Origin of the sequence: Marinobacter halodurans, from assembly GCF_004327985.1 — a bacterium.
Classification (GTDB): Bacteria; Pseudomonadota; Gammaproteobacteria; order Pseudomonadales; family Oleiphilaceae; genus Marinobacter_A; species Marinobacter_A halodurans.
Genome location: NZ_SJDL01000014.1, coordinates 1 through 18458, shown reverse-complemented (window position 1 = coordinate 18458; position 18458 = coordinate 1). Strand labels below are relative to the sequence as shown.

Here is an 18458-nt window from a genome sequence, read left to right as displayed (position 1 = left end):
TTCGGGTGCTACCGTCCAAGGCATCTGTTGAATCTCAATGCGCCCCGGCGGATCTGGACCGGACATCGAAGACAATGGCCCCTGACGGGGCTGCGTCAGATAAGAGCAAACATGGCTGTGAACAAGACGGACATCAAGGATAAACCTCGTATCGGCCTCGCCCTCGGTGGTGGCGGTCCGTTGGGCGGGATTTATGAAATCGGAGCGTTGCGGGCGCTGGACGAGGCGCTGGATGGCATCGATTTCAACGACCTTGATGTCTACGTCGGGGTCAATGCCGGATCGTTCGTTGCGGCCAACCTGGCCAACCAGATGACCACGGCCCAGCTGTGCCGGATCTTTGTGAAGAACGAGGCGGAAGTGCATCCCTTCCACCCGGAAGTCTTCTACCGGCCGGCCTTCCGCGAGATCGGGCGCCGGTTGATGGCGGTTCCCGGCCTGCTGGCCAGTGCCCTCGGGCGTTTCGCCAACAACCCTTACGACCAGAGCTTCCTGGAAGCGCTGACCATCCTGGCCCAGGCGGCTCCGGCCGGGCTGTTCGACAACGAAGGTCTGAACGACTACCTGGCGCGGACTTTCAGTATGTTGGGCCGCACCAACGATTTCCGGCAATTGCGGCGCAGCCTCTACATCGTTGCCGCGGATGTCGAGAGTACCGAGGCGGTCTGTTTTGGTGCGCCGGGTTTTGACCACGTGCCGATTTCACGGGCGATCCAGGCCAGTACGGCGTCGCCGGGGCTTTATGTGCCGGTGGAGATCGATGGTCGCTATTATGTGGATGGCACCCTGCGCAAGGGGCTGCACGCGTCGGTGGCGTTTGAGGATGGGGCGGATCTGGTGCTGGCGGTCAATCCCCAGGTGCCGATCGATGCCAGTGCCGCCGTGCGGGCCGGAACCATGACGCCGGGGGCGCTGACCCAGGCGGGCATGCCCAATGTCCTGGCCCAGACCTACCGCACCATGGTCTATTCCCGGATGCAATCGGGCATCGCCCAGTACGGACGGGATTATCCGGACAAGGATATCCTGCTGTTCGAACCGACCCGGGACGACGCCAAACTCTTCTTTTCCAACGTCTTCAGCTTCCAGTCGCGGAGGATGGTCTGCGAGCACGCCTACCAGATGACGCGCCGTGACCTGTTGGCCCGGGCGGATCAGCTGGAATCCCGGCTGGCACCCTATGGGATCCGCCTGCGCCGTGACCGGCTTGAGGATGATCAGCGCACCATCAGTACCAGTCTGTATGGGGAAATGCTGCCGTTATACGTGGCCAAGGGCCGCAGTCGCTCGGCGCGTGATCGACTGAGTTCGGGCATCGACAACGTGACCGACATCCTCCAGAAGGCCCTATAGGCCGCTGGTTCAGTGGTAGCGAACGCTGCCGTCCCGTGAACCGCCTTCCCGGTCCAGTCGCTCCAGGTACTCCTGCCAGTATCGATCCTTCTCGCGCCCCAGTTCCAGCAGGTAGGACCAGGTGAACAGGCCGGAATCGTGGCCGTCGCTGAAGCTCAGCTTCAGGGCATAGTTGCCGACCATCTCCGCCCCCGTCACCAGCACATCACGCTTTCCCGTCTGCAGGGTGCCGGGACCCATGCCGTGACCGCGCACTTCAGCCGAAGGGGAATAGACCCGAAGCAGTTCGAAGGGCAGCTCAAGTGCTTCGCCGCCCTCGTAATGGAGCAGCAGCAGGCGACTCTGCTTGCGGATGCGGATATCGCTGGGGCGTTTGTCGTCGGTCGTCATGGTCGTTATGTCGGCTTAGGGGTGGTCAGGGAAGGGGAGGCGATGGGATCGCCTCCCGCAGGTTTTACAGGATGTAGCGGCTCAGGTCCTCGTCTTCCGACAGGTCGCCGAGTTTTTCGTCCACGTAGGCGGCCGTGACCTGGAACTCGCCGGTGGAGGAGTCGCCCGCATCGAACGAGATGGTCTCCAACAGCCGCTCCATCACGGTGTGCAGGCGGCGGGCCCCGATATTCTCGGTGGTTTCGTTGACCTTCCAGGACACCTGGGCGATCCGCTCAATGGCGTCGTCGGTGAAGCTCAGCTGCAGCCCTTCCGTGTTCATCAGGGCTTCGTACTGCTGCACCAGGGACGCATCCGGTTCGGTGAGGATGCGCTTGAAGTCCTCCGGCGTCAGCGCCTGCAGCTCGACGCGGATCGGCAGGCGGCCCTGCAGTTCCGGAATCAGGTCAGACGGCTTGGACAGGTGGAACGCGCCCGAGGCGATGAACAGGATGTGGTCGGTGCGCACCATGCCAAACTTGGTACTGACGGTGCTGCCTTCAATCAGCGGCAGCAGGTCGCGTTGCACACCTTCACGGGACACGTCGGCGGAGCCGTTTTCAGAGCGCTTGGCCACCTTGTCGATCTCGTCAATGAAGACGATGCCATTCTGCTCCACGGTCTGGACGGCCTTCTGCTTGATTTCCTCCTCGTTGACCAGCTTGGCGGCTTCCTCTTCGCGCACAGCGACCAGGGCGTCCGCCACCTTCATCTTGCGGGTCTTCTTCTTGTCGCGGGACAGGTTGGAGAACATGTTCTGCAACTGATTGGTCATCTCTTCCATGCCCGGCGGCGCCATGATCTCTACACCAGCGCCGGAGCTGCTCAGTTCCACCTCGATTTCCTTGTCGTCCAGCTCGCCTTCCCGCAGTTTTTTGCGGAACAGCTGGCGCGTGGAGGAATCGCCGGATGAGCGCTGGCTGTCTTCCTCGAAGCTGCGGGCCGGCGGCAGCAGGGCGTCCAGGATGCGATCCTCGGCGGCGTCTTCCGCGCGGTGTTCGTTACGCTTGATTTCCTTCTCACGCAGCAGTTTCACGGCCATGTCCGCCAGGTCACGCACGATGGATTCCACGTCGCGACCGACGTAACCCACTTCGGTGAACTTGGTGGCTTCCACCTTCAGGAAGGGCGCGTCCGCCAGTTTGGCCAGGCGGCGTGCGATCTCGGTCTTGCCCACACCGGTGGGACCGATCATCAGGATGTTCTTGGGGGTGATCTCATCCCGCAGCGCCGGTTCCAGTTGCATGCGGCGCCAGCGATTGCGCAGGGCAACGGCAACGGCGCGCTTGGCCTCTTCCTGGCCGACGATGTGCTTGTTGAGTTCATGAACGATTTCACGAGGGGTCATTGCAGACATGAGGGCTCCGTCACTCTTTGCCGGACAGCACTTCGAGCGTGCGGTTGTGGTTGGTGTAAATGCAGATATCCGCGGCGATATCCAGGCCTTTCTCGACGATCTCGTCGGCCCTGAGCTCGGTGTTGTCCAGAAGGGCTCTCGAGGCCGCCTGGGCGTAAGGGCCGCCGCTACCGATGGCAATCAGGCTGTCTTCTGGCTCGATCACGTCGCCGTTGCCGGTAATGATCAGGGAGGCGGTGTGGTCGGCAACCGCCAATAGCGCTTCCAGTCGTCGCAGGGCCCTGTCCGTTCGCCAGTCCTTGGCCAGTTCAACCGCGGCTCGGGTGAGATTGCCCTGGTGCTTCTCCAGTTGCGCTTCGAAACGCTCGAACAGGGTGAAAGCGTCGGCCGTGCCTCCAGCAAAACCGGCCAGGACCTTGTTGTTGTAGAGGCGGCGCACCTTTCTGGCATTGCCTTTCATGACGGTGTTGCCCAGGGAAACCTGGCCGTCACCGCCCATGGCTACCGTGTCGCCGCGTCGTACAGAGAGAATCGTTGTCATGCTAGCTCCAAGTGCTGATGAGCCTGTGGGAAATCAGGAAACCTCAGAATACATCCCGAATGCCGGACGAGGTTCAGGGTGTATTCAGAGGCCCCTCGGGATTTCTTAGATATGGCTATGACAGGGCGATTTTCAAGGGGATAGTCGAGATGGCCTATCGTGACAATTCGGCAACGATCCAGAGGGGAAGGGCCCGGTCTTTGTGCGACCGGGCACGCTGCGTCAGCCGTCTTTGGGGACCTTGCGGACCAGCGGCTCGATGTTGATGCTGACCAGTTTGTCGACCACGCTGTTCATCTTGCTGCGGGAATCGAACGGGCCGATGTTGACGCGATACCAGATGACGCCGCTGTCCAGCTTGATCTGCTGAACCGTTGCATGCAGCCCCTGGAAGGCCACCTGGGCGCGCTGGCGCTCGGCGTCGCTGCGGCCCTTGAACGACCCGGTCTGGATCATGTACTGGTAATTGCGTTCGGCCGGTGCCGGACCGGGATCATAGGCCTCAACCTTGGGCGGTACCACTTCGGATTCCGGCAGCATCTCGTAGAACTGGAAGGATTCCTTCTTCTCTTTCTGGGCGGGTTTGGCCTTGGGTGTCGTTGTCGCTGTTTGTGCCGGCTTGTTGCGCTGGGACGAGCCGGCCGGGCCATTGCCCTGAGTGGGCAGCGAATTCAGGTAGGCGATGAAGCCGATGAACCCACCCACCAGGGCAAGCGACAGGATCCAGCGCAGGGACAGGCCGCCAGACTGCTTCCGGGGGCTGGCTTTCTTGCTGCGTTCCGGTTTCTTGGCGGCCTTGGCCCGTCGCGGCGCAGGCCGGCTGCTGGTGGCTGCTGCGCCCTTGGGGCGGGACTTCTTGGCGTAATCACGGGACATCGGTGATGGGCCTCGCGCTGGACTGCTGTCCTGTGGGTTACATCTCTTCCGGTGCGCCGACGCCGATCAGCGACAGGCCGTTGACCAGCACCTGCTGTACCGCCAGGCACAGGGCGACACGCGCATCGCGGATACTCTCGTCTTCCACCAGGACCTTGTGAGCGTTGTAGTACGTGTGGAACTGTCCGGCCAGGTCACGCAGGTAATGGGTGACGTGGTGCGGTTCGCGCTGGGCGGCCGCATTGGCGATCAGTTCCGGATACTGGGCCAGGCGGTTGGCCAGGTCGCGCTCTTCTTCCAGGGCAAGGCCATCCAGTCGTTCGGCCAGTGCCTGGCGATCCACCTGGACACCCTCGGCGCCGAGCTTGCGCAGTACGCTGCAGATCCGGGCATGGGCATACTGGATATAATAGACCGGGTTTTCATTGGTCTGGGAGCGGGCCAGGTCGATATCGAAGGTCAACTGGGAATCGACCCGGCGAGCCGCCAGGAAGAAACGGGTGGCGTCGCGGCCGACTTCATCGATCAGGTCGCGCAGGGTGACGTAGCTGCCGGCCCGCTTGGACAGTTTGACTTCCTCGCCGGAACGGGTCACCAGCACCATCTGGTGCAGGACATACTCCGGCCAGCCCTGCGGGATACCGGTTTTCAGGGCCTGGAGGCCGGCGCGTACCCGGGTCACCGTGGAGTGATGGTCGGCGCCCTGCTCGTTGATCACGGTGGTGTAACCGCGGCGCCACTTGTCCAAGTGATAGGCGACGTCCGGCAGGAAGTAGGTGTAGCCGCCATCGGTCTTGCGCATCACCCGGTCCTTGTCGTCACCGAATTCGGTGGTGCGCAGCCAGGTGGCGCCTTCCTTCTCGTAGGTGTAGCCGTTGTCCGTCAGCATGCGGACCGTTTCTTCCACCTTGCCACCGCTATAGAGGGACGACTCCAGGAAATAGACGTCGAACTCGACGCCGAAGGCCTTGAGGTCGAGATCCTGTTCGCGGCGCAGGTAGGCCACGGCGAAGGCCTTGATCGCGTCCAGGTCGCCGGCATCGGCCTTGGCGGTGACTTCCCGGTCGTCGGCCGTTACGGTTTCGCCGGCGAGGTAGGCCTTGGCCACATCGATGATGTAGTCGCCGCGGTAGCCGTCGGCAGGCCAGCCTTCGTCGTCCGGGGTCTTGCCCTGTGCACGGGCCTGGACCGAGAGCGCCAGGTTGTCGATCTGGGCGCCGGCGTCGTTGTAGTAGAACTCGCGGGATACCTTGTAGCCGTTGGCTTGCAGCAGGCGCGCCAGGCAGTCGCCGATGGCTGCGCCCCGGCCGTGACCGACATGGAGCGGCCCGGTCGGGTTGGCTGAGACAAACTCGATCTGCACCGATTCGCCCTGGCCGTTATCGTTACGGCCGTAGTTTTCGCCCGATTCGATGATCGTGCGCACGATGTCGAAGCTGCTGGCATCGCTCATGAAAAAGTTGATAAAACCCGGGCCGGCGATCTCGACTTTCTGCACGGCCTTGCTGGCCGGCAGTTTGTCGATCAGGGCCTCGGCCAGCTGTCGCGGTGGTTTGCCAGCAGCCTTGGCGGTGGCCAGGGCGATGTTCGTGGCGAAATCACCGTGCGCCTTGTCGCGGGTGTTATCGACATTCGGTGTGAACGTCTGGTCGGCCGGCAAAACGCCGTCGGCCTGGAGCGCCGCAATGGCGGCTTCAAGTAGCTGGGTTACCGTGTCTTTCATGCTGGCAGATGACTCTGTCGGGTCGGAGCATTGAATGGGCTGTGAGGGCCTCTGATCAGTTCCGGAGTGTCTTCGGCGCGTTCGCTCGGCCAAAGGCGGGTCAGGAACTCATCGGAGGCCCCGGATTGAGCCCTCTCGAGGATCGCGTATTATCGCGGAAAGCCCGCCCTTTCTCAATGTGGCGGACCACTATCCGGTTTCCAGTGGATCGATATCCACCTGCCACTTCAGTGTGGCCGGCTTCTTTTCATTTTCGAGGAAATGGCACAGGTTCGCCAATGTCGCCTGCAATGGGCCGCGCCGGTCGCAGAGGAAGACCAGTTGTGCCCGGTGGCGGTCGGCGCGGCGGGCGATGACCGCCGGTAACGGGCCCCAGGTTTCGATGCGGGCATCGCGGATCTGTGCCTTGGCGGCATCGAGCAGTGCCAGGCTTTCTTCCATCGTGGCCGCTTCCGCCCGCAGCAGGGCCATGGCCCGGTAAGGCGGCAGGCTGAGTGCTTCGCGCTCGGCCAGGATGTGATCGGCGAGTGCCGGATAGTTGCCGTTGCAGAGCTGGTTGAGAAGTGGGTGCTCACTGTGACAGGTCTGGATCAGGACGGTGCCGGGAATCACGCCGCGCCCGGCCCGGCCGCTAACCTGCAGCAGTGTCTGCACCAGCTGTTCCGGTGCACGGAAGTCGACGCTGAACAGGCCACCGTCGGCGTTGACCACCACCACCAGCGAGACGTTGGGAAAATCATGCCCCTTGGCCAGCATCTGGGTGCCCACCAGGATGCAGGGTTCCCCGGTATTTACCCGCTCCAGGATGCGATCGATACTGCCGCGATTGCGGGTGCTGTCCCGGTCGACGCGAATCACCGGGGTGTCGGGGAAGGTGGACTGGAGCACGTCTTCCGTTCGTTCGGTTCCCTGGCCGATGGGCTTATAGGCCTCGCTGTCGCAGTTCGGGCAGGTGAGCGGTACGGCCATCTGGAAGTCGCAGTGATGGCATCGCAGGGCCCGGTCGCGGCGATGATAGGTGAGCCGCGAATCGCAGCGGGGACACTCACTGGTGTGGCCGCAGTCGAAGCACATCATGACCGGCGCAAAGCCCCGGCGATTGACGAAGACCAGCACCTGTTCGCGGCGTTCGATCCGCTCGCGCACGGCTTGCAGGGCCCGTGGCGATAATCCACCTTCCAGTGGCCGGCTGCGGATGTCCAGCAGGCGCATGGCCGGTGGGCGGGCCTTGCCGGCGCGCTCCTCCAGCTTGACGAGCCGGTACTTGCCGGAGGTTGCGTTCTGCCAGGATTCGATGGACGGCGTGGCCGAGCCCAGGATCACCGGGCACTGGTTCAGGTGGGCCCGGTAGACGGCCAGATCACGGCCGGAGTAACGAAAGCCTTCGCCCTGCTTGAACGAGGTGTCGTGTTCCTCGTCGACGATCACGGTGCCTAACCGGGCAAAGGGCAGGGTGACGGCCGAGCGGGTGCCGATGACGATGACCGGCTCGCCGTGCCGGATTCTTAGCCAGGTCTGCAGGCGCTCGCCGTCGTTCAGGGCGGAGTGCCACACGGCGATACGTTCGCCAAAATACCGGGTAAAGCGGCGTACGGTCTGCGGCGTGAGGTTGATTTCCGGGACCAGCACCAGGGCCTGCTGATCGTCGGCCAGAGCCTGCTTTATATAATGAAGGTAGAGTTCGGTCTTGCCGCTGCCGGTAATGCCATAAAGCAGGGTGGCGGTGAAGCCTTCGCCCGGATCGGGAAGCTGCTCGAATGCCTGGCGCTGGGCTGGCGTCAGCTCCGGCAAGGTGTCGATATCGGCAGGTGCCGTGCCGACACGGTCCGGCGCTTCGGTCTCCCGGATGAGCTGGCGCTCAGCGAGAGCTTTCAGTTGCGCGCGCGCGAAACCGGCAGCGAGGATGTCTTTCTGTGGGACCGGCCGATCCTGGTCCGATAGCCACTCAAGTAGGGCAAGTTGGCGCTTCGCCTGGGTGGGAAGGGTGGCGGCATCGGCGCCTGGGGTGACGGCCCAATGCGTTTCAGTGGGTTGTTCGGCGGGACGTCCGCGGCGCAGGGCCGGAGGCAGGCCCATAAACAGGCACTCGCCCAGCGGATGCTGGTAGTAGGCCGCAGCCCATTGCAGCAGCGTTCGGGTCTCATCGGGCAGCGCAGGCCAGTCTTCGAGAACCGCGCTGATGGGTCTGAGCCGGATGCCCGCCGGCGGCTCGACGCCGGTGTCGACGACAAGGCCGACCAGCGACTGGCGGCCGAACGGGATGCGCACACGCTGGCCTGGCTGAATGTGCATGCCGTCGGGAACCCGGTAGTCGAACAGTCGGCGCAGGGGGCGTGACAGCGCAATGCGTGCCGTCTGGGTCACAGGGTCTCCATCATCGGGGAAAACAGGGGCGCAGTATAAGGGAACACTGCTACAGGCTCATCTATTGCGAATCAAGGGAATTCTGATATGATTCGCGGTCTGATTTTGGCGGCCCTTTGACCGCCAAGTCCATTTTACCCCATGCGGTGCCTGGCAGGAGATCAGGTGGCGGCATAAGCAGAGAGGGTTTTCCCATGAAAGAAGGCATCCACCCGAAGTACGAAGAGATTACCGCAACCTGCAGCTGCGGTAACGTCATCAAGACCCGTTCCACCATCGCCCGCGACATGCAGCTGGACGTATGCTCCCAGTGCCACCCGTTCTTCACGGGCAAGCAGAAGGTGATGGACACCGCGGGTCGTATCGACCGGTTCCAGAAGCGTTTTGGCGGCCGCATCAAGAAGGGCAGCTAATCCGCAGATCCTGTCCGCCGATGTTGGCGGATCCAGCAAAAAAGGCGCCATTTGGCGCCTTTTTTGCCTCTGGAGGCTGGCTGGATTTTCCTCGGATGGGCTGGTCAGTATTTGCGCAGCCGCCCTTGTTTGAGCTGGGTAGTCAAGCCATAATGGCGCGCTCCCGTCAGCGGTGGCGGAGAACTATAAAGTGAGAGTGGGGCCGGGGGCGAACCTTGATATCGGGGCGTTTTCGGCGTCGTCCGTTTAGCGGGGCGACCACCTTCGGCCAATAGAACGAAGCTCCACCCGATTAACGTGACAAACGGAACAGTGGCAATGTCTCAAGATCTGAAAGCAGCGGCCCTCGATTATCACGCCAACCCCCGCCCGGGAAAGCTGAGCGTTGAGATCACCAAGCCGACCCGGACGTCCCGCGATCTGTCCCTGGCCTACAGCCCGGGCGTGGCCGAACCGGTCCGCGAGATCGCGAAAGACCCTGAAAACGCGTACAAGTATACCGCCAAGGGCAACCTGGTCGCCGTCATTTCGGATGGTTCCGCCATTCTCGGTCTGGGTAACCTCGGCCCCCTGGCCAGCAAGCCGGTCATGGAAGGCAAGGGCGTACTGTTCAAGCGCTTTGCGGGTATCGATGTCTTTGATATCGAGGTGAATTCCGAGAGTCCGCAAGCGTTCATCGAGACGGTGGCCCGGATTGCCGATACCTTTGGTGGCATCAACCTGGAAGACATCAAGGCGCCCGAGTGCTTTGAGATTGAACGTGCACTGAAAGAGCAGTGCAACGTGCCTGTTTTCCACGATGATCAGCACGGTACGGCTATCGTAACAGCCGCCGGCATGCTCAACGCGCTGGAGTTGCAGGGCAAGAAGCCGGAGGAGGCCCGTGTGGTCTGTCTGGGTGCCGGTGCGGCGGCTATCGCCTGTATGAAGCTGCTGATCAGCTGCGGTATCAAGTCCGAGAACATCTTCATGATTGACCGCAAGGGTGTGATCCATGCCGGTCGTGACGACCTGAACCAGTACAAGGCCATGTTCGCCACCGAAACCGATTGTCGCACCCTGGATGACGCCATCGATGGTGCGGACGTGTTCGTGGGCGTATCCGGTCCGGATCTGTTTTCGGCCGCGCAGTTGAAGAAGATGGCTCCCAATCCCATCGTGTTTGCCTGCTCCAACCCGGACCCCGAGATCAGTCCCGAAGTCGCCCTGGCGACCCGTGATGACCTGATCATGGCGACCGGCCGTTCGGACTATCCGAACCAGGTCAACAATGTTCTGGGCTTCCCCTTCATTTTCCGCGGTGCACTGGACGTCCGTGCAACGGCCATCAATGAAGAGATGAAGGTGGCTGCCGTCCACGCGATCCGTGACCTGGCAAAAGAGCCGGTGCCGAGGGAAATCTGCGAAGCCTACGGTGTCGAGAGCTTCGAGTTCGGCAAGGAATACATCATTCCCAAGCCGATGGACGTGCGTCTGCTGGAGTTCGTGCCGGCTGCCGTTGCCCGGGCTGCGGTGGATTCCGGGGTGGCGCGTCACGCCTACCCGGCACACTATCCGCTGAAGTCGATCGACGATATCCGCTAAGCCTCTGGGCCAGCCATAAAAAAACCGCCGTTTGGCGGTTTTTTTATGGCGCGAATCCGCTGGTGAGCCAACCCTTCCTAGAACAGCTCCTGCGGCATGACGGCATCGCCGTTGTCCTGGTTGCGAATGGTGTCGGCGGATTGTTGGGCCGGCACATTTTCCTCCCGGAACAGCTCAAAGATTGCGTCCGGATTCCCGGGCGCGGCACGTTCGCCGGTTTCGGGATCGATCTTCACGGTCACAATGCCGTTGGGGCGGGGCATGTAAGACGGCGGTGCACCCTTCAGCGCGACCTTCATGTAATCCAGCCAGACGGGCAGGGCGGCTACGGCCCCGTATTCGCCGCGCCCCATTGGGCGGGGAGTGTCAAAGCCGACCCAGGCGGTGGTGGCCACTTGGTGATTGAATCCGGAGAACCAGGCGTCCTGCTGGTCGTTGGTGGTCCCTGTCTTGCCACCGACGTCGTCGCGGTTGAGTGCCAGCGCGCGGCGTCCCGTACCCTTGCGGATCACGTCACGCAACATCGAGTGCATGATGTAGACGGCGCGTTTGTCAGCCAGCCGGGGCGCCGTGCGGATAGCGGGGAAGCCGGCCTCCGAAGTGGGAGAGCTGGCCGCCAGGTCGTTGCAGTTGTCATCGCACTGGATAACGCTGGGGGCGGCATAGAGGATGTTGCCGCGGCTGTCCTCGATACGGTCTATCAGGTAGGGGGTGACGTCATAGCCGCCGTTGGCGATGACCGCGAAGCCGCGCGCCACTTCCATTGGCGACAGCGTTCCACTGCCCAGGGCCAGCGTCAGGTTGTGTGGCATGCCGGAGGTGTCGATTTTCAGCTGCTTGAGATAATCCAGGGTGTAGTCGATGCCGATCGAGCGCAGCAGGCGAATCGATACCAGGTTGCGTGACTGGTAGAGCGCCTTGCGCAGCCGGGTTGGCCCGGCGAATCGACTGCCGGAGTTTTCCGGTCGCCAGATGGATTCCTGGTCGGCGTCGTCGAGTACGATCGGTGCGTCGTTGATGATGGTTGCCGCTGTCTTTCCTTTTTCCAGTGCGGACAGGTACAGGAACGGCTTGAAGTTGGAGCCGGGCTGCCGTCTCGCCTGGATGGCGCGGTTGTATTTCGATTCCTCAAAGCTGTAGCCGCCGGTCAGGGCCTCGATGCCGCCAGTCTTTGCATCCAGTGAAATCAGCGCTCCTTCGACCTGGGGCAGTTGTGCCAGGGCCATGAACGGTTTGGCGACCGTCTCGGGTAACTCGCCGTCAGCCTCTGATGAAGTCGGGGCAGGGGATTGGGGGCGGGCGTAGACCACGTCCCCAACCTTGAGGACGTCCGCCGGTTTGGTCGGCTCGGATCCACGCCGGTTTTCATCGCGGTACTCGCGCGCCCACTTCATGGAGTCGAACGGCATCGTGGTCTCACCGGTCGGTCGGCTGTAGACGGTTGCTGATTCGCCGCTCAGCTTGGTGACAACGACAGGTATCAGGCCGGGGTAGGTCGGGTAGCTGCCCAGTGCCTTGTCGAACTCGCCGGTGGCCATCGTGTCTTCGTCCAGGTGGCCCAGCGGGCCGCGGAAGCCGTGACGATGGTCGTAGGCTTCGAGGCCGGCCTGCAGTGCGTCGTTGGCTGCTTTCTGTTTCTCGCTGTCGACCGTCAGGTACACCTTATAGCCGTCTGTATAGGCGTCGTCGCCGTAGCGCCTGACCATCTCCGAGCGCGCCATCTCCGCCACGTAGTCGGCCTTGAGTTCGTGCTCGGCACCGTGATAGCTGGCGGTAATGGGCGCGCGTGAGGCGAGTTCATAGGCGGCATCCGAGATGTAGCCCAGCTCGCGCATGCGCTGCAGGATCCAGTTGCGGCGGGACAGGGCTCGTTGCGGATCGGCCAGGGGGTTGTAGGCGGAGGGCGCTTTGGGTAAACCGGCCAGCATTGCCATCTGAGCCAGTTCCAGTTCATTCACCGGTTTGCCGTAATAGACCTGTGACGCGGCCTGGATACCGTAGGCCCGATTGCCCAGATATATCTTGTTTAAGTACAGTTCCAGTATCTTATTCTTGGGAAGTTCACGCTCTATCTGAAAGGCAAGCAGTATCTCGTTGAACTTCCGGATAAAGGTACGTTCGCGTGTCAAAAAGTAATTTTTTGCAACCTGCATAGTGATGGTACTGCCCCCGGAGCGGATGGAACCGGTGGTGACCAGTTCGACTGCAGCCCGCACCAGGCCTTTGATGTCGACCCCATTGTGCTCGTAGAATCGCGAATCTTCAGCGGCCAGGAAGGCATGTAACTGAAGGTTGGGGATCTGTTCGATTGTGATGGGAGCCCTTCTCTTTTCACCGAATTCTGCTATTAATCTCTTGTCGCTGGAATAGACCCGAAGCGGCGTCTGGAGCCGGATGTCGACAAGCTGATCGACCGATGGCAATCCCGGGCGCAGGTAAAGATAGAAACTTGAAAGCAGCATGGCGCCGATCGAAAGGCCGAAGAAAAGCAGCCATGTACTAATGCGAGTAAAGCGAATCATTCGGGACATTTTTTCTGACAACTGTTGGATATAGGTCTATCATCTGAGAAATTGCTTTAGAAGGATAAGGCATCCTCAAAGTTCACTATGCCTTTCTTCGACGAAGAAATCGCATTGTAGACGTAAAGCAAAACAAATTCTCTTAAATAAAAAAGTCGTAACCGGGTGCATTAAACCAGGTATAGGGTGAGCGCGTGTTCGGATTGTTCGGTAAAAAGTCCAGTGCTGTGCTGGGTATCGACATCAGTTCAAGCTCGGTCAAGCTTCTGGAACTCTCCAGGCAGAGTGGCGAGCGCTACAGGGTTGAGAGCTATGCGGTAGAGCCGCTGCCCGCCAACGCTGTTGTCGAGAAAAATATCACGGATGTAGAGGCCGTCGGTGACGCATTGCGCAAGGTGGTGAGCAAGGCTCGCGCCAGCGTAAAGCAAACGGCGGTGGCGGTGTCCGGGTCGGCGGTAATCACCAAGCTGATCCAGATGAACGCCGGCCTCAACGAATTTGAGATGGAAGACCAGATCGCGCTGGAAGCCGATCAGTACATTCCCTATCCGCTGGACGAAGTCGCCATCGACTTCGAGGTCCAGGGGCCTTCGGAAACCAATCCCGATCAGGTCGACGTCCTGCTGGCTGCCTGCCGGAAGGAGAATGTCGACATCCGGGAGGACGCCCTTTCCATTGCCGGTCTTTCCGCCAAGGTTGTCGACGTTGAGGCGTACGCGCTCGAACGGGCCTACACCCTGATCGAGCCGCAGCTCGATTCCCAGGGTGAGGAACTCGTGGTCGCGATCGTCGATGTCGGCGCCACCATGACGACCCTGAGCGTGCTGGCCGATGGCAAGACGGTCTACACAAGGGAGCAGATCTTTGGCGGCAAGCAGTTGACCGAGGAAATCCAGCGCCGTTACGGACTGTCCCTGGAGGAAGCCGGCCTGGCCAAGAAACAGGGCGGCCTGCCGGACGACTATGAGATTGAAGTGCTGACCCCGTTCCGGGAGGCCGTCGTGCAGCAGGTGGCTCGTGCACTGCAGTTCTTCTTCGGCGCCAGCCAGTACAACGCTGTCGATTATGTGGTGCTTGCCGGGGGGACCGCATCCATTGCGGGGCTGACCGAAATGGTCGAGGAAAAAACGGGAACGGCGACCCTTGTGGCCAACCCGTTTGCAGACATGGCGGTAGGCTCCCGGGTCAATGCGTCTGCACTGAGCAACGATGCGCCGTCGCTGATGATTGCCTGTGGTCTGGCGATGAGGAGTTTTGACTGATGGCGAAGATTAACCTCAGACCCTGGCGCGAGGAACTGCGGGCGGAGAAGCAGCAGCAGTTCGTGGTCATGATCGTTGGCGCAGTGATTGTTGCAGCGGGCCTCGGGTTCCTGTGGAAGAGTCATGTCGATGACCAGATCTCCTACCAGGAGTCCCGCAACGCCTACATCCAGAACGCGATGAAGTCCCTGGATTCCCAGATCAAGGAAATCGAGGACCTGCGCCGCAAGCGCGACGAGCTGATTGCCCGCATGAAGGTGATCCAGGATCTTCAGGGCAAACGTCCTGTGATCGTCCGGGTCTTCGATGAGCTGGTCAAAACCCTGCCTGACGGGCTTTTCTACACCGACCTCAAGAAAACCGGCGACACGCTGCAGATTACGGGTATGGCCGAGTCCAACAACCGGATTTCTAGTCTGATGCGCCAGTTCGAGGATTCCGAGTGGTTTACCAATCCCAACCTGACCAACGTGTCGTCTGCTGACAGCCGCCGTGCCGGCTACAGCCAGTTCAACCTGTCGGTGAACCAGAAAACGCCGGAGCCCGAAGAGGAGGGCAAGAAGAAATGAGCCTCGCGGACTCTCTGAAAAGCCTGAATGAATTCGACGTCAACGACCTCGATCTGAACAACGCCGGCATCTGGCCGATGCCGGTCAAGGTCATCGTGATGCTGCTGGTCTTTGGTCTCGTCCTGGGTGGTGGTTACTGGTTCTTCGTCAAGGACGAATACAGCCGGCTCAGCCAGGTCGAAAAGAAAGAGGTGGAGCTCAAGGACCAATACGAGCAAAAAGCCTATAAGGTGGCCAACCTGGCGGTCTTCAAGAAGCAGATGGCGGAAATGGAAGAAACGTTCGGTGCCCTGGTCAAGCAGTTGCCCAGCGATACCGAAGTGCCCGGCCTGCTGGAAGACATCACCAACACCGCCGTGGGTAACGGTCTCGAGCTTGATGAGATCAAGTTGCAGCCGGAGCAGAAGAAGGATTTCTACATCGAGCTGCCGATCAACCTCAAGGTGCGCGGCACCTATCACGAACTGGCGTCCTTTGTGAGCAGTATTGCCGGGTTGCCACGGATCGTGACCTTGCACGACTTTACCATTAAACCAACGGGTGGGGCCGACAGCCAGGTGCTTGAAATGCAGGTTCAGGCTCGGACCTACCGTTACCGGGCTGGGGAGTAAGCATGATGAGCAAGCATGCCTGTAAAGCCTGGACAACGGTCTGTTTGGCGTCTTTGTTAACGGCCTGTTCCCAGGGCAACGGTTTTTCCGATCTGGACCAGTTCATGGCGGAAGCGCGGGCAAAGCCGCGTGGGCACGTCGAGCCGTTGCCGGAATTCAAGGCCTATGAAGCGTTCACCTACTCGGCCGCCGATCGTCGGTCACCCTTCGAGGTGCCGGTGGAAGTGCAGCTCACGATGGTGGATGAGAAACCGCAGAGCGATATCAAGCCCGACTTCGATCGTCCCAAGGAGGTTCTCGAGAACTTCCAACTGACCAACCTGACCATGGTCGGCACGCTCAGACGGGCTGATGGCAGCGGTGATCTCTATGCGCTGGTGAAAGACAACACCGGAGGCATTCATCGCGTCCATAAAGGCAACTATATGGGTGAGAACTACGGCCGGGTGGTCGGTGTGAACGAGACCCGTATCGAGTTGATAGAAATTGTGCCCAATGGCAGCGGTGGTTGGGTCAAACGGCCGCGTACCCTTGAACTGAGTGAGGGCTAAGGAGCGGCGACATGAATAATTCAAGAAATCTGTGTGTACAAAATAGGTTGGGGTCGAGGCTAACGATGTTCAGAAAAACTGTATTGATAATCGGCATGGCTGCTCTCGGCATGATGTCCGGCTTGGCGAACGCCGTCAGCCTGAATGATGTCGAATTCACGGCACTCCCGGGTGACGGGACTGAGGTGGTTCTCAAGTTTGATGGAACGCCGCCGCAGCCGACCGGCTATACGATCGAGCGCCCGGCCCGCATTGCGGTGGACCTCAAGGGAGTGGACAGTGCCCTGCAGAGTCGCAGCGTCTCACTGGGTAGCGGTAATGCCCAGAGCATGACGGTGGTCGATACCAAGGACCGAACGCGCCTGATCTTCAACCTGGTGGACCTGGTGCCTTACACCACCAATGTGGCGGGCAATACCATCACCATGAAGATCGGTGGCGACGAAGGGCAGGCGACAACCCAGATGACTTCCAGCACGCCGGTCCAGTCGGCCGTTTCCTCCTCGTCGGCATCGTCATCCCAGGATGCGGTTTCCAACGTCGATTTCCATCGAGGTGCCGATGGCGAGGGTCAGATCGTAGTGAGCCTGACCAACCCGAAGACTTCTGTGGACCTGTCTGAAACCGGTGGCCGCATTCGCCTGGTGATGGACGGTACCCAAGTGCCCGAATCGCTCCGTCGTCGTCTGGACGTGACGGATTTTGCAACGCCGGTCACCCGTGTGGACACGTTCATGCAGGGCGACGATGCGGTTGTCGAAATTCGACCGAAAGGCAACTATGACTACCTGGCTTACCAGGCAGGCAATGAGTTTACGGTCAGTGTCGAGCCGCTGTCCGACGAAGAGGCCGAGAACCGTCGCGAGGAGAAATTCCCGTATACCGGTGAGAAGCTGTCCCTCAACTTCCAGGACATTGAGGTTCGCTCCGTCCTGCAGCTGATCGCCGACTTCACCGGCCTGAACCTGGTGGCCAGTGATACGGTCAGCGGCAGCATCACGCTGCGGCTGCAGAATGTTCCCTGGGACCAGGCATTGGACCTGATCCTGAAAACCAAAGGTCTGGACAAGCGTCAGATCGGCAACGTCCTGCTGGTGGCGCCGGCGGATGAGATTGCAGCCCGTGAGCGTCTGGAACTGGAAACGTCCAAGCAGATTGCCGAGCTGGCCCCGGTGCGCCTGGATATCATCCAGGTCAATTACGCCAAGGCGGCCGACATCGTGGCCCTGATCAAGGCTGACGAAGAGCTGATTTCCGATCGCGGCTTTGTCTCCTCGGACGCTCGTACCAACACCATCAGCGTGCGCGAGACGGCCGACAAACTCGAGCAGATTCGTCGACTGGTTTCCACCTGGGACGTGCCCGTACGTCAGGTGCTGATCGAAGCGCGCATCGTTCGGGCCTCGACGGATCTGGCTCAAGAGCTGGGTGTAAAGTGGGGCGTTGAAGGCCGCGGAAATCCCGGTGACGATAACTTCGTGATCGGCGGTACCCAGAGCGGTGTGGGCAGCACGCCGACCAGTGGTAGCCTGACGCTGCCGTCAAACAGCCTGAACGTTGACCTGGGTGCCACTCAGTCAAACGCGTCTTCTATTGCCTTCGGCTACATCGGCACGGATTTCCTGGTGGATCTGGAACTGTCCGCCTATGCTAGCGATGGTCAGGCGGAAATCGTGGCCCAACCGAAGGTGGTCACCGCAGACCGCCAGACGGCCAAGATCAAGTCGGGTGAAGAAATCCCCTACCAGGAAGCGTCATCCAGTGGTGCAACCTCTGTCTCCTTCAAGGAAGCGGCCCTGTCCCTGGAAGTCACTCCGCAGATTACGCCGGACGACAAGATCATCATGGATCTGGCAGTGAACCAGGATTCCCGGGGGCAAGTGACCAATGGTATACCGAGTATCGATACCAATGAGGTCACCACCCAGGTGCTGGTTCGTAACGGTGAAACGGTGGTTCTCGGCGGTATCTTCCAGTCCGAGAAGTCCACCACGATCACCAAGACACCGTTCCTTGGCGACATCCCATACCTGGGCGCGCTGTTCCGGAACAAGTCGGTGGTTGACGAGCGTAGCGAGCTGCTGGTGTTCATCACACCGAAGATCCTGAAAGGCGACCTGATCGACTGATTGCCATCCCGGATCCGGAAGCCGCCTCCATCGAGGCGGCTTTTTTGTGGTGCGCCAGGCATGGCGCGTAGCGCCTTGACGGGCGCTGTTCTGGTACAGGTGGTGCTGGCCGGATGACTTGGGGGTGCAAGTCCCCTGTGGGCCCGGTAAGGGGAACCACTAGCCGAACGGCAA

15 protein-coding genes are annotated in these 18458 nt (G+C 60.8%); 8 read left to right on the top strand and 7 right to left on the bottom strand.

The annotated features are described in order from the left end of the window. Positions 1-111 precede the first annotated feature (111 nt). A complete protein-coding gene (locus EZI54_RS10575; RefSeq protein ID WP_131481778.1) occupies positions 112-1353 on the top strand; it encodes a patatin-like phospholipase family protein in 1242 nt (413 codons plus the stop codon). 9 nt (positions 1354-1362) lie between these two features. Here the strand turns inward: EZI54_RS10575 and EZI54_RS10570 are convergent, their stop codons facing one another. The 6 genes from EZI54_RS10570 to EZI54_RS10545 all read right to left on the bottom strand — a co-directional run bounded on the left by EZI54_RS10570 (position 1363) and on the right by EZI54_RS10545 (position 8643). After that, a complete protein-coding gene (locus EZI54_RS10570) occupies positions 1363-1743 on the bottom strand; it encodes a gamma-butyrobetaine hydroxylase family protein (RefSeq protein ID WP_131481776.1) in 381 nt (126 codons plus the stop codon). A 64-nt stretch (positions 1744-1807) separates the two neighbouring features. After that, positions 1808-3139, bottom strand: a complete 1332-nt coding sequence (hslU, locus tag EZI54_RS10565; protein ID WP_131481775.1) for an ATP-dependent protease ATPase subunit HslU — start codon at positions 3137-3139, stop codon at positions 1808-1810. Positions 3140-3149: 10 nt separating this feature from the next. After that, positions 3150-3680 (bottom strand): ATP-dependent protease subunit HslV, encoded by a 531-nt coding sequence (gene hslV / locus EZI54_RS10560; protein WP_131481773.1) that lies wholly within the window; start codon positions 3678-3680, stop codon positions 3150-3152. A 222-nt stretch (positions 3681-3902) separates the two neighbouring features. After that, on the bottom strand, positions 3903-4556 hold the full coding sequence (locus EZI54_RS10555) for an SPOR domain-containing protein (protein WP_131481771.1): 654 nt from the start codon (positions 4554-4556) through the stop codon (positions 3903-3905). A gap of 37 nt (positions 4557-4593) precedes the next feature. Continuing rightward, a complete protein-coding gene (gene argS, locus EZI54_RS10550; protein WP_131481769.1) occupies positions 4594-6279 on the bottom strand; it encodes an arginine--tRNA ligase in 1686 nt (561 codons plus the stop codon). Between the two features lie 189 nt (positions 6280-6468). Further along, on the bottom strand, positions 6469-8643 hold the full coding sequence (locus tag EZI54_RS10545) for a primosomal protein N' (RefSeq protein ID WP_131481767.1): 2175 nt from the start codon (positions 8641-8643) through the stop codon (positions 6469-6471). A gap of 194 nt (positions 8644-8837) precedes the next feature. Between EZI54_RS10545 and rpmE the strand changes: the two genes are divergently transcribed. Further along, the gene (gene rpmE / locus EZI54_RS10540) at positions 8838-9056 is read left to right on the top strand and encodes a 50S ribosomal protein L31 (RefSeq protein ID WP_131481765.1); all 219 of its coding nucleotides are present in this window, start codon (positions 8838-8840) and stop codon (positions 9054-9056) included. A 318-nt stretch (positions 9057-9374) separates the two neighbouring features. Continuing rightward, the gene (locus EZI54_RS10535; protein WP_131481763.1) at positions 9375-10640 is read left to right on the top strand and encodes a malic enzyme-like NAD(P)-binding protein; all 1266 of its coding nucleotides are present in this window, start codon (positions 9375-9377) and stop codon (positions 10638-10640) included. A gap of 77 nt (positions 10641-10717) precedes the next feature. Here EZI54_RS10535 and EZI54_RS10530 read toward each other — a convergent pair whose 3' ends face one another. Next, positions 10718-13171 carry a penicillin-binding protein 1A gene (locus tag EZI54_RS10530; RefSeq protein WP_131481761.1) on the bottom strand — a complete coding sequence of 818 codons (2454 nt, stop codon included), beginning with the start codon at positions 13169-13171 and terminating at the stop codon, positions 10718-10720. Positions 13172-13356: 185 nt separating this feature from the next. Between EZI54_RS10530 and EZI54_RS10525 the strand changes: the two genes are divergently transcribed. The 5 genes from EZI54_RS10525 (at position 13357) to EZI54_RS10505 (ending at position 18284) form a co-directional block, all read left to right on the top strand. Beyond that, positions 13357-14424, top strand: coding sequence for a pilus assembly protein PilM (locus EZI54_RS10525; protein WP_131481759.1), 1068 nt, complete (start codon positions 13357-13359; stop codon positions 14422-14424). Further along, positions 14424-14993, top strand: a complete 570-nt coding sequence (locus EZI54_RS10520; protein WP_131481757.1) for a PilN domain-containing protein — start codon at positions 14424-14426, stop codon at positions 14991-14993. Before EZI54_RS10525 ends, EZI54_RS10520 begins: the two co-directional genes overlap by 1 nt. Then, positions 14990-15604 (top strand): type IV pilus inner membrane component PilO, encoded by a 615-nt coding sequence (locus tag EZI54_RS10515; protein ID WP_131481755.1) that lies wholly within the window; start codon positions 14990-14992, stop codon positions 15602-15604. The genes EZI54_RS10520 and EZI54_RS10515 overlap by 4 nt, the downstream gene beginning before the upstream one ends. A 2-nt stretch (positions 15605-15606) precedes the next feature. Then, on the top strand, positions 15607-16155 hold the full coding sequence (locus EZI54_RS10510; protein ID WP_131481753.1) for a pilus assembly protein PilP: 549 nt from the start codon (positions 15607-15609) through the stop codon (positions 16153-16155). A 65-nt stretch (positions 16156-16220) separates the two neighbouring features. Continuing rightward, complete coding sequence (locus EZI54_RS10505) at positions 16221-18284, top strand: type IV pilus secretin PilQ (protein WP_242674419.1); 2064 nt, start codon at positions 16221-16223, stop codon at positions 18282-18284. Positions 18285-18458 lie beyond the last annotated feature (174 nt).